At 70.0% G+C, this 25,390-nt stretch carries 22 protein-coding genes and 2 pseudogenes; 9 read left to right on the forward strand and 15 right to left on the reverse strand.

Features of this window, described 5'->3' with window-relative positions:
* Nucleotides 1–23: 23 nt before the first annotated feature.
* The gene (locus tag J7I94_RS29685; RefSeq protein ID WP_215171973.1) at nt 24–488 is read right to left on the reverse strand and encodes a hypothetical protein; all 465 of its coding nucleotides are present in this window, start codon (nt 486–488) and stop codon (nt 24–26) included.
* Between the two features lie 188 nt (nt 489–676).
* On the opposite strand from J7I94_RS29685, the gene J7I94_RS29690 reads away from it, so the two are divergent.
* The 3 genes and pseudogenes from J7I94_RS29690 (at nt 677) to J7I94_RS29695 (ending at nt 3,181) form a co-directional block, all read left to right on the forward strand.
* Nucleotides 677–1,966, forward strand: coding sequence for a helix-turn-helix transcriptional regulator (locus J7I94_RS29690; protein ID WP_215171975.1), 1,290 nt, complete (start codon nt 677–679; stop codon nt 1,964–1,966).
* Nucleotides 1,967–2,546: 580 nt separating this feature from the next.
* A pseudogene (locus J7I94_RS38715) lies at nt 2,547–2,709 on the forward strand (IS5/IS1182 family transposase); the annotation flags it as partial.
* A 244-nt stretch (nt 2,710–2,953) separates the two neighbouring features.
* On the forward strand, nt 2,954–3,181 hold the full coding sequence (locus tag J7I94_RS29695; RefSeq protein ID WP_215171976.1) for a hypothetical protein: 228 nt from the start codon (nt 2,954–2,956) through the stop codon (nt 3,179–3,181).
* Nucleotides 3,182–3,437: 256 nt separating this feature from the next.
* On the opposite strand, the gene J7I94_RS29700 is transcribed toward J7I94_RS29695, so the two are convergent.
* The gene (locus tag J7I94_RS29700; RefSeq protein ID WP_215171978.1) at nt 3,438–4,880 is read right to left on the reverse strand and encodes an MFS transporter; all 1,443 of its coding nucleotides are present in this window, start codon (nt 4,878–4,880) and stop codon (nt 3,438–3,440) included.
* Nucleotides 4,881–5,032: 152 nt separating this feature from the next.
* Nucleotides 5,033–5,794: an SDR family NAD(P)-dependent oxidoreductase gene (locus J7I94_RS29705; RefSeq protein WP_215171979.1), complete on the reverse strand. Its 762-nt coding sequence runs from the start codon at nt 5,792–5,794 to the stop codon at nt 5,033–5,035.
* A gap of 291 nt (nt 5,795–6,085) precedes the next feature.
* Between J7I94_RS29705 and J7I94_RS29710 the strand changes: the two genes are divergently transcribed.
* Together J7I94_RS29710 and J7I94_RS29715 are read left to right on the forward strand one after the other, a co-directional pair.
* Nucleotides 6,086–6,658, forward strand: a complete 573-nt coding sequence (locus J7I94_RS29710) for a TetR/AcrR family transcriptional regulator (protein WP_215171981.1) — start codon at nt 6,086–6,088, stop codon at nt 6,656–6,658.
* A gap of 115 nt (nt 6,659–6,773) precedes the next feature.
* Nucleotides 6,774–8,831: an ATP-binding protein gene (locus tag J7I94_RS29715; protein ID WP_215171983.1), complete on the forward strand. Its 2,058-nt coding sequence runs from the start codon at nt 6,774–6,776 to the stop codon at nt 8,829–8,831.
* Between the two features lie 14 nt (nt 8,832–8,845).
* On the opposite strand, the gene J7I94_RS29720 is transcribed toward J7I94_RS29715, so the two are convergent.
* The 3 genes from J7I94_RS29720 to J7I94_RS29730 form a co-directional block, all read right to left on the reverse strand.
* The gene (locus J7I94_RS29720) at nt 8,846–9,850 is read right to left on the reverse strand and encodes a zinc-binding dehydrogenase (RefSeq protein ID WP_215171985.1); all 1,005 of its coding nucleotides are present in this window, start codon (nt 9,848–9,850) and stop codon (nt 8,846–8,848) included.
* Between the two features lie 73 nt (nt 9,851–9,923).
* Complete coding sequence (locus J7I94_RS29725; protein WP_215171987.1) at nt 9,924–11,033, reverse strand: glycosyltransferase; 1,110 nt, start codon at nt 11,031–11,033, stop codon at nt 9,924–9,926.
* A gap of 387 nt (nt 11,034–11,420) precedes the next feature.
* Nucleotides 11,421–12,257 (reverse strand): thioesterase family protein, encoded by an 837-nt coding sequence (locus J7I94_RS29730; protein ID WP_251075936.1) that lies wholly within the window; start codon nt 12,255–12,257, stop codon nt 11,421–11,423.
* A 734-nt stretch (nt 12,258–12,991) separates the two neighbouring features.
* Here J7I94_RS29730 and J7I94_RS29735 point away from each other — a divergent pair.
* Nucleotides 12,992–15,082 (forward strand): ATP-binding protein, encoded by a 2,091-nt coding sequence (locus J7I94_RS29735; RefSeq protein ID WP_215171991.1) that lies wholly within the window; start codon nt 12,992–12,994, stop codon nt 15,080–15,082.
* 66 nt (nt 15,083–15,148) lie between these two features.
* Here J7I94_RS29735 and J7I94_RS29740 read toward each other — a convergent pair whose 3' ends face one another.
* The 4 genes from J7I94_RS29740 to J7I94_RS29755 all read right to left on the reverse strand — a co-directional run bounded on the left by J7I94_RS29740 (nt 15,149) and on the right by J7I94_RS29755 (nt 18,547).
* Complete coding sequence (locus J7I94_RS29740) at nt 15,149–15,835, reverse strand: response regulator transcription factor (RefSeq protein WP_215171993.1); 687 nt, start codon at nt 15,833–15,835, stop codon at nt 15,149–15,151.
* Nucleotides 15,836–15,872: 37 nt separating this feature from the next.
* Complete coding sequence (locus J7I94_RS29745) at nt 15,873–17,114, reverse strand: sensor histidine kinase (RefSeq protein WP_215171995.1); 1,242 nt, start codon at nt 17,112–17,114, stop codon at nt 15,873–15,875.
* A gap of 112 nt (nt 17,115–17,226) precedes the next feature.
* The gene (locus J7I94_RS29750) at nt 17,227–17,691 is read right to left on the reverse strand and encodes an SRPBCC family protein (protein WP_215171996.1); all 465 of its coding nucleotides are present in this window, start codon (nt 17,689–17,691) and stop codon (nt 17,227–17,229) included.
* Between the two features lie 55 nt (nt 17,692–17,746).
* Nucleotides 17,747–18,547: an SDR family NAD(P)-dependent oxidoreductase gene (locus J7I94_RS29755; protein WP_215171998.1), complete on the reverse strand. Its 801-nt coding sequence runs from the start codon at nt 18,545–18,547 to the stop codon at nt 17,747–17,749.
* 258 nt (nt 18,548–18,805) lie between these two features.
* On the opposite strand from J7I94_RS29755, the gene J7I94_RS39075 reads away from it, so the two are divergent.
* A complete protein-coding gene (locus J7I94_RS39075; RefSeq protein ID WP_215172000.1) occupies nt 18,806–19,474 on the forward strand; it encodes a TetR/AcrR family transcriptional regulator in 669 nt (222 codons plus the stop codon).
* A 59-nt stretch (nt 19,475–19,533) separates the two neighbouring features.
* Here the strand turns inward: J7I94_RS39075 and J7I94_RS29765 are convergent, their stop codons facing one another.
* Nucleotides 19,534–19,887, reverse strand: coding sequence for a DoxX family protein (locus J7I94_RS29765; RefSeq protein WP_215172001.1), 354 nt, complete (start codon nt 19,885–19,887; stop codon nt 19,534–19,536).
* A 191-nt stretch (nt 19,888–20,078) separates the two neighbouring features.
* On the opposite strand from J7I94_RS29765, the pseudogene J7I94_RS29770 reads away from it, so the two are divergent.
* Nucleotides 20,079–20,503 (forward strand): annotated as a pseudogene (locus J7I94_RS29770) (OsmC family protein).
* A gap of 67 nt (nt 20,504–20,570) precedes the next feature.
* Here the strand turns inward: J7I94_RS29770 and J7I94_RS39400 are convergent.
* On the reverse strand, nt 20,571–21,179 hold the full coding sequence (locus J7I94_RS39400) for a LuxR C-terminal-related transcriptional regulator (protein WP_215172003.1): 609 nt from the start codon (nt 21,177–21,179) through the stop codon (nt 20,571–20,573).
* A 325-nt stretch (nt 21,180–21,504) separates the two neighbouring features.
* Between J7I94_RS39400 and J7I94_RS38725 the strand changes: the two genes are divergently transcribed.
* On the forward strand, nt 21,505–22,158 hold the full coding sequence (locus tag J7I94_RS38725; protein ID WP_251075931.1) for a DUF6518 family protein: 654 nt from the start codon (nt 21,505–21,507) through the stop codon (nt 22,156–22,158).
* A gap of 137 nt (nt 22,159–22,295) precedes the next feature.
* On the opposite strand, the gene J7I94_RS29785 is transcribed toward J7I94_RS38725, so the two are convergent.
* From J7I94_RS29785 to J7I94_RS29795, 3 genes are all read right to left on the reverse strand, one after another.
* Nucleotides 22,296–23,210: an alpha/beta hydrolase fold domain-containing protein gene (locus J7I94_RS29785; RefSeq protein WP_215172005.1), complete on the reverse strand. Its 915-nt coding sequence runs from the start codon at nt 23,208–23,210 to the stop codon at nt 22,296–22,298.
* 614 nt (nt 23,211–23,824) lie between these two features.
* Nucleotides 23,825–24,553 carry a hypothetical protein gene (locus tag J7I94_RS29790; RefSeq protein ID WP_215172007.1) on the reverse strand — a complete coding sequence of 243 codons (729 nt, stop codon included), beginning with the start codon at nt 24,551–24,553 and terminating at the stop codon, nt 23,825–23,827.
* Nucleotides 24,554–24,647: 94 nt separating this feature from the next.
* Nucleotides 24,648–25,340 (reverse strand): trimeric intracellular cation channel family protein, encoded by a 693-nt coding sequence (locus J7I94_RS29795; protein WP_215172016.1) that lies wholly within the window; start codon nt 25,338–25,340, stop codon nt 24,648–24,650.
* Between the last annotated feature and the right edge of the window lie 50 nt (nt 25,341–25,390).

Raw genomic sequence — 25,390 nt, forward strand, 5'->3', positions numbered from 1 at the left:
TGGGGCCCGGCCCGTCGCTCCCGTCAGTGCGAGTCGTTGCCGGGGTGGCAGGGGCCGCACGTCGCGGCGTCCGCCCACAGCGGCAGGTCGACCTCCCAGCCGTCGGCCGCGATGATGTGCGCGGTCTTCATCACGGAGCCGTCGTCCTTCATCTCGACGTGGGGCACGTGGTGGAGGAAGGTGCCGGCGTTGAAGCGGTCGCACAGCTCGGCGTACGCCACGGTGTCCAGGATGATCGTGTGGACGCCGATGTCGACGAGTTTGCTGGGCGCCAGCCCCAGCTTCTGGCCGCGGTGGTGCATGGCGGTCAGCAGGTAGGCGTAGCCCTGTCCGAGGACCCGGGCTGCCATGACCGAGTCGTACGGGTAGTCGCGCACGAGGAGCCGGACCTGCTTGTCCCACAGGCCGGCCGGCACGACCTCCCGCGCCGATCGGACCGGGCCGGTCGTCGGGTCGGTGGCCGGGGGGAGTACGACAGCCGTTGCCATGATGCCTCCGATGGACGGTGCCCCGCAGCTTTGGGGCTCTGCCATCCACAACACCGCCCTCAGACGCAGGGAGGTGGTCAACTAGCCACCCGCGCAAGGGGTTTGCATGCCTTGCAAGCAGTCTCGACGGCGTTGTGGACCTCCCCGTACCGTGGAAGCCCCGGTCGTGCGGCGTGGGAGGGGGACCTGTGCCAGGTGACCCATGGAACACTGCCGAGGCTCGCGAGTTCACCGAGCAGCGGCGTCCCGGCGCACTCATCCGGCTCGGCCGCGAACACCGCAACTGGACGCTCGCGGCGCTCGGTGACCGGCTCGGTTGCTCGCCGGCCACCGTTTCCCGGCTGGAGCGCCGTGCCAGGGTGGTCGACCTGACCCTGGTGCACCGCGCCGCGCTGGAAGTCGGTGTCCCGCGACACATCCTGGTGCATTCACTGGCGCCACCCGCCCCGAACGTGCCAGCCGCCACTAGAGTGACGGCCAGTTCGCACGTCGAGGAGGACCCGATGCGCCGCCGCACGCTGCTCGCCGCCACGGCGGTCGCCGGACCGGCCACCCTGCTGATGAGCATGGACGAGGCCCTGGCCGATACGCCCGCCCCAACCGGTGCCGGGGCACTGGACACCCGGCTGGCCACCGCCCGTGAGCTGTACGACAAGGGTGCGCACGGCCGCCTGCTCGCCGCCCTGCCCGGCCTCATCGGCGACGGGCACGCCGCTGCGGCCTCACGCCGGGACCTGGATCAGGCCCGCCTGTCCTCCGTCTACAGCCTGGCCGCCTCCGTCCTCAGCAAGTTCGGCTCCTACGAGCAGGCCCGGCTCGCCGCGGATCGTGCCCGTACCTGGGCCGAGGTATCCGGCTCGCCCCTCGCCTCCGCAGCCGCCGCCCGCGAACTGGCGATCGTGCTGCGCCACCAGGACCGCACCGCCGAAGCCCAGCGCCTCATGGCGGCAGCCGCCTCCGGAGTCGAGGCGACGCGTCTGCGCACCGACGCGGCGGCATCGGCGTACGCGCAGATGCTGTGCACCCTCGCCTACACCGCTGCCCGCGGCGGGCACCGTGCGGAGGCGCTGGCGATGACCGAGGAAGCCAGCCGCGCCGCCCGCCGACTGCCGTCGAGCGCACCGGCCGGCCGCTTGTTCCCCATCACCCCGGCTGCTGTCGACCTGTACGCCGTCGGCGTGCACTGGGCCCTCGGGGATGCGGGAGCTGCTCTGGAAGCCGGGAAGGACCTGCGGCCCGAGCAGTTCCCGACTGCCGAGCGCAAGGCAAGGCTGGGCACCGACATGGCGCGGGCCTGGTGGGCATGGCAACGTCCCGAGCAGGCGGCCCAGGCGTTGCTGTCCGCGTACCGCTCCAGCCCCGGAGAAGTCCGGGACCGGCCCGCCATCCGCAACATCGTCACCGAGCTGGCAGAGCGGCACCCGCGCGTCACCGGGGTGCGGGAGTTGGAGTCGGCTGTACGGCGTGAAGTGCGGTGACAGACAGGCGCCCCATGCGGTGAGTACGCGCGGGGCACCGACTTCTGTGTTGCGATCAGGCGACCGAGGCGATGAACGCCTTCCACGCCTGCGGTCTCACGGGTTCGCGCCAGCGGAGGAGCTGACCGCCAACTCTGCGCCGCCAGACGGTCGATGTCGCGCCACCACCTCCTCGGCCGACGGGCCCCTTCTCCTTGTCGTTTCGCGAAGAGCGTCCTTGTTGGGCCTCGAACGCGACGACCGGTTCGGTTCACGGCGGCAGGTGCGGAATACGGAGACGTGCCGCGCGGGGCGCTCGTACGGGGCCCTGAGCGACCGCGGCCTGCACGGAGGGCAAGCCCCGTGCGCGCGACGTACCGCGTTTCGAGAGTTGGTGCGTGATAGCGGATGAGGCGTCGGCCTGGCTGGTGGCACGATCCGGCTGTGGCGATCATGGTCGATCGGGGCGCGCGGGGCGGGGCCAGGCAGCGGGCCGCGGGTGCCGACGCTCGCCATCAGCTGATGTCCGACGACCGGCTGGTGGCCACGCTGATCCATCTGTGGCACGAGCTGTCGCACTCGGTGTTGGGGCTTCGTCCAGCGCACCCCCGGAACCAGGGCCTTCACCGAGATTCCGAAAGGCTGGATGGTCGAGCGGAACCTACGGCTGGCTGACGTTCCACCGCCGCCTGGCCCGCGACGACGAGACCCTCCCGGCACGATCAGAAGCCATGATCCGCCTCGCCGTGACCGACCTCATGGCCCCTGCCTGCTGCCATCCCGGTCGCCGACCTGGTGCGGTGGGCGAAGATACGCCGGCCTTCGTGCACTACTACCGCGAACTCAAGCAAAGGCCTGGGCAGCCTGGACCAGTTCGAGGGCCGCGCCTGACGCGGTTGACACCACCACGCGGCGAAGGCAGGCCGCGACAAGCCGGAGCACGACTTCTGCGGTGAAGGGACACTGTCCGAAGACCGGTTCAAGACGCTGGCGGCCGAGCAGGCAGCGGTGATCGAGGCCCTTGACCTCGAAGCCGGTGAGCTCGCGCGGAAGGCAGGCATTTCGATCTTCTTCGCGGACGGCGAGGCACTCACGGGCGCGTGGGCGGAGTCGACGCTCAGGGATCGACGCGTGTTTCTGGGACGCGCCTTGAGGTCGCTGACGATCAGCCTTCCTCGCTACCCCGGGGACCGTACGCCGATCCTCGACAGGGTCGTGCCGCAGTGGGTTGCTTGACGCGCTCCTGATGAGTGGGCATCGGGTTCGAATCCCGGAGCGGCTCGGGGGCCCCAGGCCATGTGCCGCGTGACCTGGGGCCTCGACATTTCGTGACCTTGCTCCTGTCGACGGATTGCCTCACAGGTCCGCCGTGCCCGCCCAGACGCACGAGGCCGCAGCCACCCTGTCCTCACCCGGACGCGTAGGCGTGTCGGCGGCTACTGCGACCACACCGCCACCGACTGTCGAGCAGACGGCCGCGCCGACCCGTGTCTCATCTGCTCGCGGAAGCCGGCCGTCGGCCTGTCGTGAGGAGCAGGGCAGTGGTGAGGCAGGCGGTGACCGTGAGTGCGCCCGCGGTGAGGAAGGCCGCCCGGACACCGGGTACGAAGGCGCCGGGCACGGCTCCGGCGGCGTACACCGACACGATCACGGCGAGTCCGATCGCACCGCCGAGTTGCTGGGTGGTCTGGAGCAGTCCGGAGGCCGACCCCGCGTGCTCGGGCTCCACATCACCCACGACCAGAGAGGCCGCGGGCATGAACGTCAGTCCGGCGAACACCCCGTTGAGGAGCAGCGGGCCGAGGAGGGCGGCGGCGTAGGAGTCGGTGGTGCCGACGCCTGCGAGCCACACGTAACTGACGGTGAGACCGAGCGTGCCAGTGATCAACAGCGGGGCCTGGCCGAAACGGGCGAGAAGTCGGGGCGTGATCCGGGACATCACGAATATGCCGAGCGTCATGGGCACGAAGGCGAGACCGGCACGCAGCGGGCTGAAGTGCAGGACTCGCTGGAGGTACTGCACCACGAGGAAGAAGATCGACATCTGGGAGCCGAAGACCAGGGCGGTGACGGCGAGTCCGCCGAGCCGTCGCCGGGCACGGAACAGAACCGGCGGCAGCAGGGGGACGGAGACGCGCCGCTCGGTCGCCACGAGCACTACGGCACATACGACGCTGATGACGAACCCGGCCACGGTCCGTGGCGAGGTCCAGCCCTGGTCCGGTGCTCCGGTCAGCGTCCAGACGACAGCCACCGCCGCGCCGGTGGCCGCGACGGCCCCCACCGTGTCGAAACGGCCGGGGCGGCGCGGTGTTTCCGTGACGAAGCGCCGGGCGAGGGCGAGGACGGTCAGGCCGAGGGGGACGTTGATGAACAGCGTCCAGCGCCACGTGCCGTACTCGGTGACGAGCCCGCCGAGGACGAGGCCCAGCGTGCTGCCGCCGATACTGACCGCGGAGAAGAGCGCCAGCGCGCGGTGTCGGGCGCTCTCGTCGGGGGCGTTCGTGGTGAGGAGGGCGAGGACACCTGGAGCTGCCAGTGCGGCGCCGACGCCCTGCGCGGTCCGCGCGGCGATCAGCAGCCCGGGGGTGTCGGCGATGCCTCCGGCGAGCGACGCGGCGGTGAAGAGGGCGAGTCCGGTCTCGAAGACACGGAGCCGGCCGAAGGTGTCACCGAGGCGCCCGCCCAGCAGGAGCAGACCGCCGAAGGCGAGGGTGTAGGCGTTGAGTACCCAGGACAGTCCGGCCGGGCTGAAGTGCAGGCCTGAGCCGATACGTGGCAGAGCCACGTTGACGATGGTCGTGTCCAGGGCGAGCATCAGCTGTACGACGAGTACGACGGTGATGCCGATGGCCGTGGAACCGGTGCGTTTCCGCTCTGGACGGTCGGCGGGGGCGTCGGCCGACGGGGCGGAGTCGGGGCGTGCGGTAGGCATGGACGGTTCGACTTTCGGGTCGCAGGAGTGGGAGTGTGCAAGGCGGCGGGTGGGGCGTGCGGCTGCTCGGGTGAGGGGCGCCGACGGCTCGTGCCGCCGTCCTGGGGGGTGTCGGTACGGCGGACCCGTACCGTGCTGGAGCCGCGGGCGGGTCACACCTGTGCCACGCCTCCGTCGACGAAGAACTCGACACCGGTGACGAAGCCGGCGGCGTCGTCGGCCAGGAACACGGCGGCCTTGCCTATCTCGCGCGGGTCGGCGATGCGCCCGGTGGGGTTGCCTTCGCCCATGGCCCGGATGAGCGGGATCACCGCGTCGGCGCCCTGAGCCTGCTCCGCGGCCCGTCGCAGGCTCGGGGTGTCGACGGCTCCGGGGCTGAGGACGTTGATGCGTATGCCCGAGCCTTTGATGTCCTGGATCCAAGCACGTACGAGACAGCGGACCGCGGCCTTGGAACCGCCGTAGAGACTCATCCCCGCGGGCGGTCGCACGGAGGCGGTGGAGCCGATGATGACGATGGCCCCTCCGTCCGGCATGAGCGGCAGGGCGGGCTGGACGGTGAAGAGCACGCCCTTGACGTTGACGCCGAAGGTGCGGTCGAACTGGTCCTCGGTGATGTGGCCCAGGGGAGCGTGTGCGCCGATTCCCGCGTTCGCGACGACGGCGTCCAGGCGGCCGTGCTCCGCCTTGACCTCGCGGTACACGCGGTCCATGGCGGTGGGATCGGTGACATCGGCGACTGCGCCGGTACAGGCGTCGCCGATCCGCGCCACGGCCCGGTCGAGATCGGACCGGCCCAGATCGGTGATGACGACCCGGGCGCCGTGTGCGGCGAACTCCTGGGCGATGCCGAAGCCCACTCCGGAGGCACCTCCGGTGATGACGGCGACCTTGCCCTGCAATGACATGCTCATGCTAACTCCGGGGATGTGTGGCGCCGGGCCGGCCGGCGCCGCCGTGGGACAGGGGGTGGGAGCCTCGTCAGGGCCCTCCGTGGAGGGCGTCTGGTGCGTCAGTGGCGTGAGCGCGTGCCCGCCTCGCTGTGCGGGCGGGGGATCACGTCGAGGGCGCCGATGACTTAGACTGAAAGTGGAGGCGTCGCCGTTTAGTGAAGTGGAGGCGCCCCCGCTTTGAGTAAGTTAAATGGAGGCGCCCCCGCTTGGCAAGTTCCGGCGTGCGTGCCAAGCATCGACGGGAGTCCCCTCATGCCGAAGGACGCAGGGCGTCTGCTGCGGGCCGACGCTCAGCGCAACAGGGACAGAATCCTGGCCGCGGCGGTGCGGGTCTTCGCGGAGGAGGGCCTCGACGCGCACCTGGAGCGCATCGCGAAAGAGGCCGGTGTCGGCTCAGGCACCCTCTACCGCAACTTCCCCACCAGGGAGGTCCTCATCGAGGCCGCCTACCGCAACGAACTCGCCAAGCTCTGCGACGCCGCTCCCGAGCTCCTGTCCGCTCTGCCGCCGCGCGACGCCCTGCGCGCGTGGATGGGTCGCTTCATCGATTACGCCACCGCGAAGCTCGGCATGGCCGACGCCCTGCGCTCCTTGGCCGCGTCGGGCGTCAACCCGTACGCGCAGAGCCACGAGTTGATCCTGACAGCGCTCACCTCACTGCTCGACGCCGGCGTCGAAGCCGGCGCCCTCCGCAGGGACATCGGAGCGAGCGACATGTTCGCCGCCCTCACCGGCATCGCCCTGGCCTCGGGCCGGCCCGAGCAGCGACAGCAGGCCGAGCGTCTCCTCGACCTCACCTTCGACGGCCTCTGCGCCGGCGTCTGAGCGACGGACGGCGCCGGCCACCGGCCGTGGGACAGAGCCCGTGCCGAGGGCACAAGCTGTCCGACATGACGTAGTGACCCATGCGGCAACGTCCGCTGAACAGGAAAGGCACGTGATGGAAGCGCCGCCACGGGGCAAGATCGCCGACCGGATCAGTGTGGCGAGGGACCATGTGTTCGTCGGCAGGGAAACCGAACTGCGTCTGTTCCGTGACGCCCTCGCGGGGGGCCATGACGCACCTTCCCTGCTGTGGGTGCACGGCCCCGGAGGCATCGGCAAGTCGGCGCTCATCCGGCAGTACGCCAAAGAGGCCGCCGTGGCCGGCCGGACGGTCGTGCACGTCGACGGACGGGCGGTGCCGGCCGCTCCTCAGTCGTTCGAGACAGCCGCCGAGACGGCTGTGCGGACTCCGCGAGCGCTGCTGCTGATCGACACCTTCGAGTACTGCCAGAGCCTGGAGACCTGGTTGCGTGACGAGTTCCTCCCGGGACTGCCCGCCGACATCCTGGTCGTCGTGGCGAGCCGGCACGCGCCGGACATGAGGTGGTCGGCGGACCCGGGGTGGGCGGGCCTCCTCAAGGTGATCGCCCTCGGCAGCCTCGGCGCGGACGAGGCTCAGGCCTTCCTGGAGAGGCGCGGGGTCGATCCGGCCCGCCGCGACGCTCTGCTGGCCTTCGCCTGCGGCCACCCCCTCGCCCTGGTACTGGCCGCCCACGCGTCCGCCGGGCATGACATGCCCGCCTCCCGCCCATGGGAGCCCGTCTCCGAGGTCGTTGCCCCACTGCTGTCCGACATCCTGGGGGATCTGCCCGGCCCCCGGCACCGGCTGGCTCTTGAGGTCTGCGCGCAGGCACACGTGACCACCGAGACGCTGCTGCGCGCGGTGGTCGGTGACGATGCGCCGGAACTCTTCGCGTGGGTGCGCGAGCAGCCCTTCATCGACCGTTGCGCCGAGGGCGTCTTCCCGCACGACGTCGTCCGGGAGGCACTCGCGGCCGACCTGAAGTGGCGCGACCCCGAGCGGTTCGACCAGCTCTACCGACGACTCCACCGCCATCTGCTGAAGCGCATCGGCTCCGCGTCGAGCGGCAGGCTGCTCCATGACGTGGGCTCCCTGCAGTTCCTCTACCGGGGCGCCGGCTACATGGCGCAGAGCCACGCGTGGTACACACCGGGACTGGTGGAGGACCATCCGTACGGTCCTTCGGACGAGGCCGATGTCCTGGCGCTCGTCGAGCGCGGCGAGGGCGCCGACGCGGCCGGTCCGGTGCGCTACTGGCTCAGGAACCGGCCACAGGACTTCCGGGTCCAGCGGCTTCGCGGTACGTCGGCCGCCATCGCCTTCTCGGCCTGGCTGCGTCCGGATCCCTCCCAGGGGCGCGAGCACGATCCGGTCGCCGAGGCGGCCTGGGAGCACGTGGCGGCGCACGGTCCCCTCACACCCGGGGAGCACGTCGTGCTCGGCCGCTTCCACGTGTACCCGCGCCACTACCAACGGCCGTCGCCGGTCATGGATCTGATGCTCTGGCGCATGCTGGGTGAACTCCTGCGCGACACCGATCTGGCCTGGTCGTTCATCGTGTTGCGGGACGACGGTTTCTGGGACGCCCACATGAGGTTCTGCGACATGGTGCCGCTGGACCGGCCCGTCATGGTCGGCGGGCATCCCTACCGGCTCTTCGCCCATGACTGGCGCGACATGTCCCCCGGAAGCTGGCTGGCCGAGAAGCAGCGGACACTGCTGACCGACACGGTCGACGACGAGGACCTCACCGCCACGGACCGGTCCCGGGTTCCGGTTTCGTCGTCGCGGGCGATGTCCAGGCCGGAGTTCGCCGACGCGGTCCGTTCGGCCCTGCGGGACCTACGGCGACCGCAGGCGCTGGACGCGAACCCGCTCCGCAACAGCCGGCTCGTCGCCGACCACGGCATGACCCTGCGGGAAGTGCTGTCCAACGCCGTCGCCGGCCTCGTCACCGGGCGTGGCGGCGACAAGGCGCACCAGGTCGCCACCCAGGCCTTCCTGGAGGGCGCGTCGACCCAGGAGGCGGCGGCGCGACGGCTGGGGATGCCCTACAGCACCTACCGCCGGCACTTGACGCATGCCACCGCGCGCATCGAGGAGAAGCTGTGGCAGCACGAACAGACGGGACTGCCACTGCTTCCGCCTTGATCCGAGCGCGTGGTTCACCGACGGTCGTCGGCCTGGGGCCGCAGCACCACCTTGCCCATGGTCTGCCGTGTCTCCAGGGCCGAGTGCGCCTGGGCGGCGTGCGCGAGGGAGAACGACTGGACAACGGGGCGGAACACGCCTTGTGCCGCCCCGTCGAGTGCGGTCGTCTCCAGCCGGCGGATGCCACCCGGCAGCGCGAAGAGAGAGGGCCCCACGACCAACCGCGACGTGATGCCGTACCTCTCCAGCTCCGCATCGGTGAACGTGGTGAAGTGTCCCTCGTCGGACGCCCAGCCGTAGTACAAGTGCCTGCCCCCTGAGCCCAGCGTCTCCGCGGCACCCCGGCCGAGACGTCCGCCCACCCCGTCGAAGACGACCGTGGACGCCTCGCCGCGGAGCGCCTGACCGAGGCGTCGTTCCCAGCCGGGCAGCGTGTAGTCCACGGCACCGTCGGCGCCCTGCCCCAGCACCGTCTCGGTCTTGTGCGCACCGCCGGCCAGACCGATCACCCTGGCGCCCGCCCGCCGCGCCGCCTGGACGAGCAGGATTCCCATCCCGCCGGCCGCGGCGGTCACGACCACGATGTCCTCGGCGGACAACGCGGCCTGCTCCAGCACACCGACTGCGGTGCGCCCCGTTCCGACCATGGCGACCGCGGTGGCGTCGTCCACCCCGTCCGGGACGCGGTGCAGACTGTCGGCCGCCGCGACGGCGTGTGTCGCGTAGCCGCCGCTGCGTTCGTTGCCGAGGTAGGCCACCACCCGGGCGCCGATCCACCCCGTGTCCACCCCGGAACCGACGGTGTCCACCACCCCCGCCGCCTCTCTGCCCGGCGTCATCGGGAGGCGGGGCAGCGCCATCCCCATCTCCCGTCCCGCGCGGAGCACGGTGTCCATGAGGTGGACGCCCGCGGCTGTCACGGTGAGGACGACTTCACCGGGCCCGGGGACGGACGGATCGACCTCTTCGTACACCAGCGTCTCCGGGGGACCGAAAACGTACTGCCGCACTGCGTACATGATGCTTCCTTTCACCGGCCGATCCCGGGGAGTCGGGTGTCCTGCGTGTTCCGCGGGCGCGTCAGTGGCCCGGTCACGCGGTCAGCAGGGTCAGCACATCCTCGGCCGGAGTCATGGCCGCGATCTGCGCCGCCGCGTCCTGGGCGGCCGTCCGGTACGACGCCTGCTCCAGCACCCGCGTGACCGCGGCACCGGCTTCGTCCGCCGCGCCGATGACCTCGGCGGCCCCGAGCGCCGCGGTCCGCTCCGCGTTCAGTGGCTTGTCCAGTCCGAGCGGCCAGATCACCATCGGGACACCGGAACCGAGAACCGACAACACGGTGCCGGCGCCACCGGAGGAGACGACCACGTCCACCCCTTGGAGCAGGAGACTCATCGGTACGAAGCCGGTCACGTGGACGCCGTCGCCCGCCACCGGCAGCGTGTCACCCTCGGCCGACGGCGGCAGGGCGACCACCACGTTCACGTCCTGGCCGGCGAGCGAGGCGACGATCTTCACGAGAGCATCGGAGTCGTCGATGATGGTGCCCAGCGTCACCAGCACCCGGGGCAGGTGTTCGCGGCCCGGGAAGGACGGCTGCCGCCATGACGAGGCCGTCTCGGACTCGTGCGCCTCGGGCCGGATGGTGACCCGGTCCGCCGACGGCTTCCAGTCGTCACGCTGGAGACAGGCGGGCCAGGGGTCGACCGACGCGACAGGCTGGGTCAGGGTGATGCCCCGCGCCGCGCCGCGCGCCACGGCCGTGGACCGCATCGCCTCGGCCAGAGGAGCCTCCAGCGCGATGCCCACACCGTGGGAGACCCACTTCACTCCCAGTTCAGAGGCGACCAGCGGACCGAGGAAGTCCGCCGTCTCGGCGACCACCAGGTCGGGGGCGAACGCGCGGGCCGCCGCCAGTGCCTCGTCGGCACCCAGGTCGACCCGGGTACCGCCGAAGAACTCGCCGGCGGTCGCCGGGGACATGTCGGTGGTGGCGTCCTTGCCGGTCCGCTGCTGGAACGCCATCAACGTCGCCTCCAGCGTGGCGCCCGCGGGAACGACGGGGGCTGGAGCCACGACCGACTCCAGCGACGCGTGAGTGAGGAACGCGGTGGTGTGGCCGGCCCGGCGGGCGGCCCTCTCCAGGGGAAGCAACGGCAGCAGGTGGCCGTAGGCCGGAGTACCGGAGAACAGGATGCGCATGGAACACCTTCGACAGAGCGATCGTCGGGCCGACAAGAGACGTGCCACGGCGAACGGCGTGGCAGTGCCCGCGAGGTCCGGCGTCAGCCGGGTGGCCGTGGCCGGACCCCGTCGTTCCATCTTGCGGGTCGTGATCGCCCAGAACGCGGTTTCGGGCTGCTCACAGGTGCTCACTTCCGCCAACGCTCGCCACCGTGTCGCGGAACGGCGTGTGCGCGGCCCTGCCGTGCGAGAGCGTGGGCCACAGCCCGTACACGGACCAGCAAGGACGGACACCGGACTCGAACCGTGACCCGCGCCGGCAGGGGGCGGCCTCCGCGCCGTGGCCGTCCGTCCGGACCGACGCCTCCCAGAGGATCCGGCAGTCCGACGTGCCGTTCTCGTCGTTCATATGGACGCCGCGAACTGACGTGACTGCAGGACCAGCTCACCGGTCGAGTCCCAGACTTCGGCGTCCTCGATGACGTGGTCTTCCCTCAACGCCTTGGCGCTCGTGCGTACCTGCAACCAACCCGGAGCGGGATGGGCGCGGATGTGGGCCGTGAGCTGGACGGTGGGCAGCCACCCGACACGGCCGAAGGCGAAGGAGATGGGAGGAAGCGCGTGCACAGCGGCCAAGAGCGCCAGGGGATCGGGCTCACGGCCGTTGGCCAGCCGGAACCAGCCGTCGAAGCGGCCGGTGTACGAGGGGGCGCCGAAGGCCCAGTCGACGCACTCGGGTGCCAGTCGTACGTCCACGCCGGCCAGATGATCGAGGCGTCGCGCGTTCCCGCCCGGGGCGTCGTCGCGGCCGACGCAGGCCGACGGCGGGGTGATGGCCGGTGGCAGCGGGGCGTCGACAGCCGTCTGGGAGACGAGAGTTCCGTGGGAGACGAGAGCGCGCAGCCGCTCGACCTCACGGTCGTCCTCCGTCCTCTGGGTCAGCGAGACCTGGCTGGTGGTGAAGCGGCTGCCGCGTTGGATGACCTCGGTCCGCGCGCGGACCGGGCCCGGACGCGAGGCGGTGAGGAAGGAGGCACTGACGGAGCTGGGGAAGAAGCGTTCCGCCCGTACCGCGGTCGCCGCCGCTGTCGCGCGGGCGGCGACGGCCAGCAGTATCCCCCCGTCGATGCCCTCGGCGGTGTTCCACACCGGTGGGAGGTGACTGTCGTACGTCCCCGGTGTGTCCGTCCGTCTGACGACGGTCGTGGCCGCCAGGAAATCGGTGCTGTCGGCGCTCTCCATCTGTTGCACCTCGGGATGGTATGGGTCCGCAAGCACACGCATACCGAGCTGAACACCGAATGATCATCCTGTGGGCAGAGTTCGGTGATTCCGTCGTGGCGCCGTCTCGCTTCCGGGGCGCCGGTGTGCCGGGTGAGCAGTGATGAGCAGAAGTTGGCGTGCTCATGAGCGCCACCTGGCGTGGACGGATGTGAACCGCGGAAATGGTGATATTTCCCCGTTGGGATTGTGCCCCGTCGCGTCCCTCGTGGGTCCGGGTCGGTGCGCTCGGACCACTGAGCCTCCCGCGGGCATCCAGCCTGTCCGGCACCCGCCTTATCTGCTCGAACGGGCTTTTCGGCGTCCTGACAGGCTCCCCGGGACGTCACTGTGAGTGATCAAAGGGATCCGGGTTCGGCGCGTTACGGGCAGCGGGCGCACCGTGTGCCGCACGGGACCGCGACCGGAGAGGGAGACGCCTCTGCTCCTATAAAGTGATCGATCTGTACGGGGAGAGCGCGGACGTTCGGCGTGACGGTGTCAACGAAGCCCGGTCGGTCACGTCGCGTGACACAGGCCGTGGGCTGCTCAGTTCACGGTGAGTCATGGGGGATGGGTGACGTGAAGTCGAAACACGTCGGCCGACGGGTCGGCTGCCCGTCCGGACGACCGTGCTCCAGGCGCGCACGCAGATACCCAGCCGCACGGGGCGAGTCGGCCCGGCGCGGTGCACAGTGAGGAAGGACAGGAACGGAATGGCGACGGAAGACTCCGCCTCCCGCTCCGCCGGCGAGACTTCTCGCCCGCATGCTTCGGACCGGCGCGGCCGGTTCGCCGACAAGCTCGCCACGGCGAGAATGCACAACTTCGTCGGTCGTGAGGCGGAAGTCGAACTGTTCCGCCACGCGCTGACGGGAGAGCCGTCCGCACCGTCGGTCATCGTTCTGCACGGGCCCGGCGGTATCGGCAAGAGCGCGCTGCTCCAGCGCTACGCCGTCGAGGCCCGCAGCGCGGGCAGGCCGGTCGTGTCCGTCGACAGCCGCACGATCTACCCTTCGCCGACCGCTTTCGAGCAGGCGGCGGCCGGTGCCCTGTTCCAGGACGACTGCGTCCTGCTGGTGGACAGTTTCGAGCGCTGCCGCGACATGGAGGAATGGGTACGCAACCGTTTTCTTCCCCGGCTGCCCACAGGAGTCCTCGTGGTCCTCGCCGGCCGACTGCCCCCCGATCCCCTGTGGCGTGCCGATCTCGGCTGGCGCGATCTGATGAGGGTCGTCTCGCTCCCCGAACTCGACGGGCGCCAGGCGGCGGCACTCCTGGCAGGACAAGGCGCCGACCCGACCGCACACAGGGAACTCCTCAGCTTCGCGGGAGGCAATCCGCTGGCCCTGCGGCTGGCGGCCGAGGTCGCCGCTCACGGCAGCACGGAGGGCACGGTCTGGGCGCCGTCCCGCGCGGTCATCGAACAACTGCTGTCCCACCTCGTGGGGGAGCTGCCCTCTCCGGCGCATCGCCGCGCCCTCGAAGTCTGCGGCCACGCGCTGGACACGACCGAGGACCTGCTGCGGGTGGTGCTCCCGGAGGAAGACGCCTCCCACCTGTTCGCGTGGCTGCGGCAGCTGCCCTTCGTCCGCTCCGGCCGGTTCGGCGTGTACCCGCACGACGTCGTCCGTGACGCCCTGGACAGCGACTTCCGCTGGCGGGACCCGGACCGGTACATGGCGATGCACCGGGCGGTCCGCCGGCACCTGGTCGAACGCATCCGCAACGCGCCCGAGCAAGAGGCACTGAGGGCCACCGGCGCCTACAACTACATCATCTCCAGGGCTCCGTGGATCCGGAAGTTCCACGGCAGTCGCGACGAGGGGGGCGCTTACGAGGACGCGGTGCGCCCGGAGGACGCCGCCGAGCTGGTGCGCATGACACGCGAGGTCGAGGGCGAGCAGAGCGCGGCCGCGGTCGAGTACTGGCTGGCCAAGCAGCCCGAGTCCTTCAAGGTGCACCGCCGCTTCAGCTCCAACGAGCTGCTGGGCTTCATGGTGTGGCTGCGAGTCGAGTGGCCCGACGCGGACATGCGCCGTGCCGATCCCGTCGTCGCGGAGGCCTGGGACGCCGTCGGCGACATGGCCCGTCCGCGCCACGGGGAACACCTCGGAGTCGCCCGGTTCATGGTGCATCGGCACACTCCGCACCGCCCGTCCCGGGCCTGGGACCTGGTGCACATGCGCATCATCTTCGAACTCCTGCGAGCGAGGCACTGCGCGTGGTCGTGCGTGGTGATGGCGGACCCCGGCTTCTGGGAGCCGCTGATGACCTACATGGACATGTTCCAGCCGCCGGGCCGGTCGGACCGGACACCGGGACTGTTCTGCCATGACTGGCGTGCCGTACGCGTCGACGAGTGGGCCGAGGGCATCGATGTACGCCTGCTGAGCGGGCCTCCCGGCAAGGCGGCGGAGGAGCCCAAGGCCGTCACGGTCACTCTGACGCGTGAGGAGTGCGACGCGGCCGTCCGAGAAGCGCTGCGGAACTGGCTCGACCCCGATGCGCTCGCTGTCAGTCCACTGCTGAAATGCAGGATCATCGAGGCCGATGACGGCTCCCAGGCGGTGGCAGCGCTCCAAGAGGTGCTCAACAAGGCCGTTGAGCGGCTCCAGGCCAACCCCCGGACCCGGCACCTGCATGCCGTACTGACGACGACCTTCCAGACGTCCCTCACGCAGGAGGCTGTGGCACGCCGCCTCAACATGGCGTTCAGCACGTACCGCCGTTACCTGACACGAGCCATTGACGAGGTACGGGAGCGGGTGTGGCTGTGGGAGACACAGGGGCACCTGCCCGACTGACAGCATGGACAGGGCCGGGTGCGCCCGCAGCTGCGCACCCGGCCGACGGGGATTTCGCGGATGGCGTCAGTCGGTGTGATGCGACGACGTGGTGCGCGGAGCCACCAGACCACAGTCGTAAGCGAGGACCACGGCCTGGACCCGGTCGCGCAACTGGTACTTGTCCAGGATGTGCGCGACATGAGTCTTCACCGTCGTCTCACCGATCCCCAGCTCCTGGGCGATCTCCGCGTTCGACAGTCCTCGGGCCAAGATACGCAGAACGTCGAGTTCACGTGCCGTGAGCGCGTCCAGGCGAGGGGGCGGTGAGGGAGTGGTCTGCGAGGGCATACCGGCGAAGCGGTCCAGCAGCCGCCGGGTGACACGGGGTGCGAGGACCGCGTCCCCGGTCGACACCGTGCGGATCGCCTCGACCAGGGAGTCCGCCGGCCCGTCCTTCACCAGGAAGCCGCTCGCTCCGGACCTCAGCGCGTCCACGACGTGCGCGTCCAGGTCGAAGGTGGTGAGGATGATGACGCGGCTGGACGGATTGTGGCGGACGATCAGCTCGGTGGCCTCCACACCGTCCATGTTGGGCATCCGGATGTCCATGAGGACCACGTCGGGAGACAGACGCTCGGTCTCCGTGACAGCCTCCTGACCGTCGGACGCCTCCGCCACCACCTCGATGTCACCCTCGGCCTCCAGGATGAGCCGGAAACCCGTCCGGATCATGGGCTGGTCGTCGGCCAGCAGTACGCGGATGCGCCGCATAGGTTCTGGTTCCCTCATCAAGGTGTCGTCTCTCGGATCACGTCAGGTCGAGCACTGCGTGCACACAGTAGCCGCCGCCGGGCCTGGGGCCCGTGTGCAGTGTGCCGCCCACCGCGGCGATCCGCTCACGCATGCCCACCAGACCGTGACCGGTGCCGTGCGCGATCACCGTGGCGTTCCGTGTCGTGGGCGCTCTGCCGGCCGGTCCGTCGTCGCAGATACGGATGGTGAGTCGCGCCGGCTGGTCGTCCCAGACGAGGTGCACCCGGACCCGAGTCGGCCCGGCGTGCTTCAAGGTGTTGGTGAGCGCTTCCTGAACGATGCGGTAGGCCGTCAGGTGCGTGCCGGCCGGCAGGGCGAGCGGTGTGCCCGACACGGCGAAGTCGACGTCCAGACCGGTGGCTCGTACCGAGTCGACCAACGAGGGCACGGCGTCGAGAGTCGGCTGCGGTGGCTCCTTCGAGGGACCGGGCCGGTCTTCCTCCTCCTCGGTGCGCAGCACGTCCAGCAGCCGGCGCAGCTCGGTCACGGTGTCCCGGCCGGTCTGTTCCACCGTCGCATGCAGCTCGTGGGCCTTTTCGGGAGTACGGTCCTGTACGCGGTCGGCGGCGATGGTCTGCACGACCATGAGGCTCACGTTGTGCGCGACGATGTCGTGCAGTTCGCGGGCGATGCGCGCACGCTCGTGCATCACCGCCGCACGCGCGTTGGCAGCCTGTTCCCGCTCCAGTGCGGCCGCGCGTTCCACGGCCTCGTCCCGGATCGCCGTGCGGGCTCTCGCGAGGCGGCCGAAGGCCCAGGCCGCCAGCAGGAGGACGGCCACGGTGGCGAACGCGGCCAGTCGGTGGCCCACGGGTGCGAGCAGTGCCTCGACGAGTGAGTCGAGGGGGATGAACACACCGGCGACGAGGGTGGTGAGCCAGGGTCCCCGGCGCACGGCGGTGAGGAACACCGCCGTGGCGACCGCCAGGTAGGTCGGACCGATGGACATGCCTTGCGGCCCGATCACCTGCGGCACGTAGGAGAGCCCCTGCAGCGTGGTCGCGGCCGAGGCTGTGATCAACAGACACATCAGTGGTGCTCGGCGGTGTGCCGCGAACGGCAGAGCCATGAGCAGCACAAGGCCGAGCCACCAGGTGTCAGGTGTGCGCAGTACCTGGTCGTCCGCCGGGACGATCTCCGGCAGCGCCAGGCAGCCGCCGAACGCGAGAACGGCCAGTCCCGTGTCCGTCACCGCAGGTGGCAAGCCGTGCCCGGCCAGGGACCTGATCGCTTTCATAGGGCAACAGTAGAGCGCCTTCGGTGCCGGGCCCCTGTACGTCGGGCGGAGGCGACGCGCCCTCCCTCCTCCCTGTTGCCTCCTCCTCAGGAGGGAGGTCGCCGCACAGGCGTCAGCCGGCTGCGGAGTCCGGGACGGGGCCGTCGCCGGTGAAGCGCTCGCGCAGGGCGGCCAGGCCGCTTCCGTAGAGTTCCTCGACCAGGGCCTGGGCGCCGGCCGCGTCCTCCTCGTTCTCCTCTGACTCCGCCCACCACTCGACGAACGCCTGGTCCGTGTCCACCACCGGCAGCACCCTCAGCGTGGAGACGCTGCGACGGACGGGGAAGGGGTGCTCGACCAGTTCGTAGGTGAAGGTGCGCCGGGCGTCGTCGAGGGCGATCAGACGCTCCAGGACCTCGGTGTCGCCACCGGCGAACCGCAGTCGCCGCAGCGCCCCTACCGAGGCCGCGCCACCCTCTTCCAGGTCGCTCGAAGCGATCGCCGGATGCCAGGAAGGCAGGCCGTCGAAGGGCCGGACGAGGTGCCAGACGGCCTCGGCGGTGGCGGGAACGACAGTGCTGACGTATGTGCGGGCCATGAAGGTGCTCCGATGTGGTGGTGGTTCGCTTGGTATGTGTGGGTGAGCGTCGGTGTCAGGCGTCCGCAGCGGCGAGGAGCTGCTGCGTCACCGCCGCAAGGCGGTGACGGTACTCGGGGGAGAGGGCGTCCGGCTCGGAGGGGGCGGACCGGTCGAAACTGTGGAAGTAGACACCGGTCACCCCCGCCAGCCCGGGATCGTCCACCAGTCGGCGGGTGGCCGCGACCCCCTTCTCCAGCGGTTCGTCGGCCGGCATACCGGAGTCCCGGGTCATCGTCGTCGCCATGAAAGTCGCCGGATGGATGGCGTTGACCGTGATGCCGGTGCCTTCCAGTCGGTGGGCGAGGTCCACAGAGTGACTGATGAGGGCCAGCTTGGAACGGCAGTAGGCGTGTGCTTGATTGAAGTCCCGCTCGTGCTGCGGGTCGTCGAAGTCGAACAACTGCTGGCCGACCGAGGCCACGTTGACGATGCGCGCGGCGGTCGCCTTCTGCAGAAGGGGCAGCAACTCCTGGGTGAGCAGGACCGGGGCCAGGTAGTTGACCGCGAGGCGCAGCTCGTGTCCGTCGGCTGAGAGCTCCCTGTCGGCGCTGCCGGCGCGGAACCCGACCCCCGCGTTGTTCACGAGGACGTCCAGGTGGTCGTGCCGGGCCGCGATCTCGGCCGCGAGACGTCGCGTGTCGGACAGAGAGGCCAGGTCGGCGGAGAAGACCTCGCCGCCCGTGGCCCCGGCAACCTCGGCCAGCCGTGCCGCGTTCCGTCCGTGCAGCAGGAGGTGGTGTCCGTCTCGGGCGAGATCCTCGGCCAGTGCTCGGCCGAGTCCGTCGCTTGCTCCGGTGATCAGGATGGTGGCCATGACAAGGCCTCTCTGGGCAGGTGAGTAGGAGGGCGCTCCCGGCCGTCGCGAGGGCGGAAGCAACTGGTGTCAGCGTAACTCAACACGTGTCGAGTGTGTCGACGGGTGTCGATCGAGTTGCCGCTCCTCTCCTCTTCCGCACGGTCGGGCCTCTGGGCAGTCGAAACGTCGGACTACGATGGGCTGGCCGCAGGCCGGGCACGGCCGCCGCCATCGCCTCGCACCGGGCGGGAGCCGCAGGAGGAAGGGACACGCACAGTGGGAGAACGTCCGGAGGCGTCGGCGCACAAGCCGCCCCAGGCTGCCGCCCGTAGCTGGACCCGACCCGCCCCCCGTGGCGACGTACGTCTGGAAGCCCTGCTCAGCGCCGCCGAGGCGTTGCTCGCGGAGAAGCCGTTCACGGAGATGTCCGTCGGGGAGGTCGCTGCCAGAGCGGGTATCTCGCGACCCACCTTCTACTTCTACTTCGACACCAAGCACTCGCTCCTGGCTGCCCTGCTGGAGCGTGTCATGCACGACAAACTCGAGATCGCCCTGCGCGGATTCGGCACCACCGAGACCGATCCGCATCCCCAGCGCACGTTCGAGAAGAACTACGCGGAGATCCTGGCGCTGTGGCGCGAGCACTCCGCAGTGGTGGTCGCGGCGTCGGACGCCATGGCGTCCGACGCGGAGCTGCGCGAGGTGTACACCGGGCTGCTCAGGCTCTTCATCGAGCCGGCCACCGCCTGGATCGAGCAGGAGCGTGCCACCGGGCGTGCGCCCGAGGGAACCGACGCGGCGACGCTGGCCACCACCCTGGTCTGGATGAGCGAACGGAACCTCTATGCCGCGCTCCTCGGCATGGAGCCGAAGGTGTCCGACCGGCAGCGCGTGGCCGCGCTCGCGGAAGTGTGGATCCGCAGTGTCTTCGGCACAGGACCGTGACATCAGGATGACGGTGCGGCGACGCGAGGCCGGCGCCCCCGGTCGGGCCTGCTCTCGGCTCAGCGACCGGCCAGGTCGAGCGCTGCGGTGAGTGCCACCGCCAGACCGAGAACGAGGGCGGGTATCGCCGTGCCGATCGGATCGCCGGCCCGCCGGTGGTACAGGAGGGCGCCGGTCATCAGCAGGATGATGCCGATCGCCGCACCGGTCGTCAGCGGCGGGTACCACACACCGAGTGCCAGTCCGGCCCCGCCGAGGACCTCCAGCGCCCCGATGCCCTGCTGGCCCCGGACCGAGAGCCCGAGCCGCCCCGCGTCCGCTCGCATCACCGCGGCTCCCGCGAGCTTCGCCAGGCCCGCTGTCACGTACACCGCACACAGCAGCAGTGCCATGACCATCGTGACGATGTGCATCGTTGTGTCTGTCCTTTCGTGAGTCCGGACGCGCCGGACGAGAATCCGCGGCTGCTCACTTATTGGTCGGATGCCGCTCGTTCGTCGAATACGTCGCCCAACTGCCGCTAGTGGTGCGTACGTTGTCCGTGTTCGCCAGGCGGCGGGCTGAGCCGGCCGCCGAGAGCACCGCACGACACGAAGGAAGCAGCATGGCAACCACGCGTTCCGCCCACACCGTGTGGGACGGGAACCTCGTCGAAGGCACCGGAGTCGTGACCTTCGACTCATCAGGCACCGGCCGGCAGCCGTGACATGGCCCTCGCGGGCCGAGGAGGCGCAGGGCAGGACGAGCCCCGAGGAACTGATCGCAGCCGCGCATTCGAGCTGCTTCTCGATGGCGCTCTCGCACGCCCTGACCGAAGCGGGCACTCCGCCCACCCGACTCGTCACCTCGGCCGATGTCACCTTCCAGCCGGGCGAGGGCATCACTGGCGTGCATCTCACGGTGGAAGGCACCGTCGCGGGCGTCGATGACGACGTCTTCGTCGCGGCGGCGGAGGACGCCAAGGCCAACTGCCCGGTCAGCAAGGCACTGTCGGGCACGTCCATCACACTCTCGGCCAAGCTCGTCTGAGCCGGTCGGGCGCACCGGCGACGCCGCGCCTCACACCGTGGGGCGCGGCGTTTCGCTGCACACCCGGTCAGATCAAGCCTTCGCGCCACGCGTAGGCCACCGCGTGGGCACGGTTGCGCAGGCCGAGTCGGTCGAGGAGGGCGCTGACGCGCTTCTTCGCCGTCCTGGTGGAACAGCCGAGAGTCCTCGCCATCTCCTCGGTGCCGAGACCGTCCGCCAGCAGCCGAAGTGCGGTGACCTCCCATGATGACGGCGCGTCCGGTGGGGCGGCGGTGGCACCGTGGCGGGACAGGCTCAGGGCGGCGCTCCACTCCAGCACTCTGCCCAAGAGGTCGGGCGGTAGGTCACCGTGGCCGCGGGAGGCCGTCCGGACGGCCTGGTGCAGACGCTCGGCAGAGGTGTCGTGATGCCGAAGGACCACTCGCACACGGGCGGCGAGGGCTTCCAGCAACTCGGAGTCGGTCAGTTGCCGGACCACCAGTACCGAGCAGGCGCCCGTTGTCCGGCCATGCCTGTGCAGTCGCACCGAGGTGGTGTTGTCCAGGGTGTCGGCGACGAAGACGGCGACAGTGCCGGGGACGGCGGAGGCATCGTCGACCATTCGCACATCTGGATGGTGTTCGAGTCGATGAGTGACCCCGGCGCCGGAAAGAGGATCGGTCGAGTGGACGGTCACCGGCAGACGGTCGTCGCCCGCGTGCGAACGAAGGAGGGTTACGGGAGTGAGCACGACTGAGGTCTCCAGGCAGTTCATGGGAACGGCGCCGCTCTCCGAGGGACGGGACGCCTGCCGGCCGCCCTCACTCGTCGGGGCGGCCACCGGGTCCGAGGGCAAGTGACGCGACGTGGTCAGTGTCGGCCCGAGGGGCGGACGGTCACCACGCCAATATGTGTTCAAACGCTGCTCAGACCCGCCCGTGTGCACAACACGTCTATACACATCGCGTATACATGATGTGTATAGTCCGGCGCGTTCTCGATCACGACCTTGGAGGGACCTCATGACGACCACCGCCGCCGACCAGGCGACCACGGCGAGAGGGAAGATGCGTGTATGGGGTGGCGGAGGCATCGTGCCGGCGGTGGCCGGTGGTCTGCTGCTGGGTGTGTTCACCAATCTGGCCCAGGGGTGGCTTCCGGGCTCCTGGGGGCAGATCGCCAACTCCGGTGCCGTCTGGTCCGCCGTCGCGTTCGCCACCGGAGCGCTGCTGTACCGGCGAGCTTCCGTGGCACGAGCCGTGATCGGCGGCCTGGCCGCGGAGATCGGCTTGGTCGTCGGGTACTACGGCTACGCGGAGTACGGGTACGGGCGTGACGGGATGGGTGCTCTCTACTGGCCGCTGCTCTGGCTGGGTATGGCCTGTGTGGCGGGGCCGCTGTTCGGCGCCGCGGGCCACTGGTGGCGAAACGGCCGCAACCTTGCGCGCCGTGTCACCGGACTGGCTGCTCTCGCCGGACTGTTCGGCATGGAGGGCCTGTATTACGCCTGGTTCCTGCATTACGCCCCGCAGGCGTGGGCGTGCCTCGCGTGCTCCGTTCTGTTCTCGCTGCTCATGGCGCGTACTCACAAGGAGCGGGCCCTGACGCTGGGCGCCGCCGTGGCCTTCGCGTTCCTGGCCTACGCGCTGGTCATGCTGCCTCTCGGCACGTTGTGAGACTCCGCCGATGCGTGTTCCGCACCTCGGACCTGGTCCAGAAGCGGAACACGGCATACGTGTGACGCTCTCGCCTCTCGTACCCGCGGGCCCGATGAGTGACTCGGGCTGCCAAGTCGCTCGCTCGCGGATCCAGTTCAGCGTCTGACCAGGATGCGCCGCAGCCAGTCCTGCCGGGCGGCACGGGCCTGCCGGGAGACGGCGGCGGCGGGGGCAAGGAAGTCGAACCCGTGGAACGCTCCGGACCAGACGTGCAGCTCGGCGTCACCACCTGCCGCCCAGATGCGATGGGCATGGGTGATGACTTCGTCGCGGAGGATGTCGAGCGCACCGACCTCAAGATAGGTCGGTGGCAAGTCGGAGAGATCCTCGGCGCGTGCCGGGGCGGCGTAAGGGGTGACGTCCGAGGTGCCGCAGCGGTCGCCGAGGAGGTGAGTCCAGGCGGCTTCGTTCGTGTTCGGGGTCCAGCCGCCCGGGTGGGCGGACTGAACAGCCTGCGAGGTGACGGTGCGGTCGTCGAGCAGCGGAGAAAGGAGAACCTGTCCAACAGGCCGCAGATCGAATCGGTCCCGCAGCCGCAGTGCCAGGCCCCCCGCCAACGCACCGGCGCCACCGAAACCGAGCAGTACGACGCGCTCGGCGTCGACAGCGAGGTCCTGGGCGCGAGCGCCGAGCCAGGCCACCACCGTCAGGCAGTCGTCCGACGCGACCGGACAGAGGCCCTCTGGAGCGGACCGGCACTCGACGGCCACGACCGCGGCGTTCAGTTCCCGGGCTACAGACAGGTAATAGGCGAGACCCTGGTAGGTGGCGCCGAGGTTCATGCCGCCCAAGTGCGGGAGAAGAAGCACCGGCAGCCGGCCGATGGCCTCCGTCGGTCGGCACACCAGTACGGGCACGTCGGGTGCCGGTCCCTGGACGGACGCCCGACGCTCCTCGATGATGAAGGCTCCGCCGCCCCTGAGAACCTCAAGGGTGGGCGTGCTGGACGGAGCGACACGACCGATCATGGCCGCGAGCTCCGGATCGACGGGCAGTGCCGGGCAGGACATGAGCGGATCTCCGATGTTCGGGGAACGGGCGGGAAGCGGGGCCTGGACCCGCCGTCACCATGGGCCACGCCGATGGCTCGTGTGGCGTAACCATTGTCTCCACCGGTTGCCCGGTCCCTTGAGCCGGACCAGTGGCACTCCGTGACGCCGTGTTGATGGCAACGTCTGCCCCGGTACCACCTGGCGCACCGTGAGGCTGACACCGACGATGACGGCGCACGCCCCGAGCCCGGCCGTCCAGACAGCGACCCGAACCCGCCCGCGTCGCCCGGACCCCGGCTCCCCGAACGGGACCGGTGGTCTCGCCGTCGCTGTTTCGGGATGAGCCGCTGCCGCCCGACGCAAGGCGGCTCGTGCCACGCAAGCCCGGTCGGCGTTCACTTGCGGAGTGCGCGGGGGCGCCGGGTCTTGGCTGAGCCGCTGTCGTCCGAACCCGGCCTCCTGCTGCTGTACGGGTCTGATGGGTAGTCGTGGTGACGGCATTTCTTCCAGTTCCTCGCGGGCACGAAGCTCCGTGACTCGGCAGCGGTAACTCCTCGGCGGTGCGTCGTTCCTCTGCCGCCGGTCACACGTCGCAGCGGCGGCAGACGCACACTCGGCGCCGGTGGCCGCTCTCAAGCACCACCGTGGCCGCCCGAGAGGCCCAGCAGGACGGTACGTCCCCACTGCGTGGAGCAGTTGACGTGCATGCCGACGCAGCTGAGTCGTTCGTCGAGGCGGACGATCCTTGCCTGCAGCGCTCGCCTGCTCATTGGCCTGTCCGCAGTGCCGAGCAGGAGCCTCAGCTCATGACAGCACCAGGGGCGAGCCGTGGAGCACAGCATGTCGAACAACAGTGCCTGAGAGGACTGCCGCGGTCGCAGTGGGTGGTTGCTCGGGGTGCACATCGGGCTGTCCCGACCGGTTCTCTGCGAGTCGAGCCAGCGCCGCTCAGCGGCGATCCGGCCGGCCAGCTCCCTCGGGGGCGCGCTGCGGGACATCACGTTGGCGGCGCCTGCCAGGAGAAGAGGGGCGGGGTCCGACTCCTCGGGGATGAGCAGGACGACCGCCGAGAGATTACTGAGGGCACGTACGCGTTGGGGCAGTGTCTCGTCCCATCGGGTATCAGGAACGTCGAGAACGGTGAGCGATCTCTGCCTGGTGTGCAGCAGGGTGCTGTACGCCCGTTCACTGCCCCAGCTCCGGATCAGCGTCGGGAACACATGCTGACTGCGCAGCGTGCGCAGCAGGTTTGCCGTTGGCTCGCGGTGCAAGGAGAGAACGACGTCAACGGGGTAGGTGATGGTGTCGCCGGCTTCGTCGTGAGAGCGGGACGAGGCGGCCGTCAGTTCGGCAAGGGGCATGTCGATGCCTTCGGACAGGGAGGGACGAGTGCTTATCAATGCATATAAAGTGATAATGCAGGGCACTTGCGCAGGTTTGAAGGCATGGTCATGCTCAATGACTGCTCGTCGATGTCCAATGGCCAGGCGCGGTGGACCGGGCTTCCGCTGTCTGCGCGTACCGCTTCCAGAGAGCGGACCGAGGTGTACGCCAGCCTCGGAGCAGTGCGCAGATCCGCAGGGCGAGAGCGAGTGCGGCGGCGCATACGGCACCGGCCACGTCCAGGCGGCCTGCCGCGTCGAGAGCCGCGGTGGCACCCGCGCCGACGAGAGCCGGCAGGACGTAGAGATCCTGGTCCCACCGGAGCACCGCGGGGATCTCCCCGGCGAGGACGCCGCACGCGAGACCACCGCCCACGGCGGTCGTGACACCCAGGGCGACGGCCGGAAGCGGTGAGGAACCGTGCTCGAGTGCCTTGACCGTACCGGTCACACTGAACATGCCCAACGCGCCGGCGTCGCAGAGAGTGGTTGCGGAGATCAGGTGCCGAGTCGGCCGTACGACGAACACGACGACTGCGGCCACCAGCGGCACCAAGCAGTATCCGGTGTCGGTGAACGCCACCGGCGGCAGGGACAGCACCAGGTCCCGGAACAGCCCACCGCCGGTGCCCGCGGCCTCGGCGAGCAGCAGCGTTCCGAAGAAGTCGAAGTCCTTGCGCACGGCAAGGAGGGCACCGGAGAGAGCGAAAGCGAAGATACCGGCCAGATCCAGGGGGTACAGGACGGCGGTGAGGAGGGAGTTCATCGTTGAGATGGCGGCGTGGGAAGGATCGGTCAGCGCAGTCCCGTCGGCCG

Source organism: Streptomyces sp. ISL-12, assembly GCF_018614415.1.
Taxonomy (GTDB): domain Bacteria; phylum Actinomycetota; class Actinomycetes; order Streptomycetales; family Streptomycetaceae; genus Streptomyces.

What these genes read in the sequence shown, in the direction of transcription:
- J7I94_RS29785 (WP_215172005.1), bottom strand. Translation starts at nt 23,210, where the DNA reads ATGTCCTGCCCGGCACTGCCCGTCGATCCGGAGCTCGCGGCCATGATC.
- J7I94_RS29755 (WP_215171998.1), bottom strand. Translation starts at nt 18,547, where the DNA reads ATGGCCACCATCCTGATCACCGGAGCAAGCGACGGACTCGGCCGAGCA.
- J7I94_RS29725 (WP_215171987.1), bottom strand. Translation starts at nt 11,033, where the DNA reads ATGCGCATCCTGTTCTCCGGTACTCCGGCCTACGGCCACCTGCTGCCG.
- J7I94_RS38725 (WP_251075931.1), top strand. Translation starts at nt 21,505, where the DNA reads ATGACGACCACCGCCGCCGACCAGGCGACCACGGCGAGAGGGAAGATG.
- J7I94_RS29795 (WP_215172016.1), bottom strand. Translation starts at nt 25,340, where the DNA reads ATGAACTCCCTCCTCACCGCCGTCCTGTACCCCCTGGATCTGGCCGGT.
- J7I94_RS29750 (WP_215171996.1), bottom strand. Translation starts at nt 17,691, where the DNA reads ATGGCCCGCACATACGTCAGCACTGTCGTTCCCGCCACCGCCGAGGCC.
- J7I94_RS29715 (WP_215171983.1), top strand. Translation starts at nt 6,774, where the DNA reads ATGGAAGCGCCGCCACGGGGCAAGATCGCCGACCGGATCAGTGTGGCG.
- J7I94_RS29790 (WP_215172007.1), bottom strand. Translation starts at nt 24,553, where the DNA reads ATGCCCCTTGCCGAACTGACGGCCGCCTCGTCCCGCTCTCACGACGAA.
- J7I94_RS29765 (WP_215172001.1), bottom strand. Translation starts at nt 19,887, where the DNA reads ATGCACATCGTCACGATGGTCATGGCACTGCTGCTGTGTGCGGTGTAC.
- J7I94_RS29740 (WP_215171993.1), bottom strand. Translation starts at nt 15,835, where the DNA reads ATGCGGCGCATCCGCGTACTGCTGGCCGACGACCAGCCCATGATCCGG.
- J7I94_RS29705 (WP_215171979.1), bottom strand. Translation starts at nt 5,794, where the DNA reads ATGAGCATGTCATTGCAGGGCAAGGTCGCCGTCATCACCGGAGGTGCC.
- J7I94_RS29735 (WP_215171991.1), top strand. Translation starts at nt 12,992, where the DNA reads ATGGCGACGGAAGACTCCGCCTCCCGCTCCGCCGGCGAGACTTCTCGC.
- J7I94_RS29745 (WP_215171995.1), bottom strand. Translation starts at nt 17,114, where the DNA reads ATGAAAGCGATCAGGTCCCTGGCCGGGCACGGCTTGCCACCTGCGGTG.
- J7I94_RS29720 (WP_215171985.1), bottom strand. Translation starts at nt 9,850, where the DNA reads ATGTACGCAGTGCGGCAGTACGTTTTCGGTCCCCCGGAGACGCTGGTG.
- J7I94_RS29685 (WP_215171973.1), bottom strand. Translation starts at nt 488, where the DNA reads ATGGCAACGGCTGTCGTACTCCCCCCGGCCACCGACCCGACGACCGGC.
- J7I94_RS29730 (WP_251075936.1), bottom strand. Translation starts at nt 12,257, where the DNA reads ATGGAGAGCGCCGACAGCACCGATTTCCTGGCGGCCACGACCGTCGTC.
- J7I94_RS29700 (WP_215171978.1), bottom strand. Translation starts at nt 4,880, where the DNA reads ATGCCTACCGCACGCCCCGACTCCGCCCCGTCGGCCGACGCCCCCGCC.
- J7I94_RS29710 (WP_215171981.1), top strand. Translation starts at nt 6,086, where the DNA reads ATGCCGAAGGACGCAGGGCGTCTGCTGCGGGCCGACGCTCAGCGCAAC.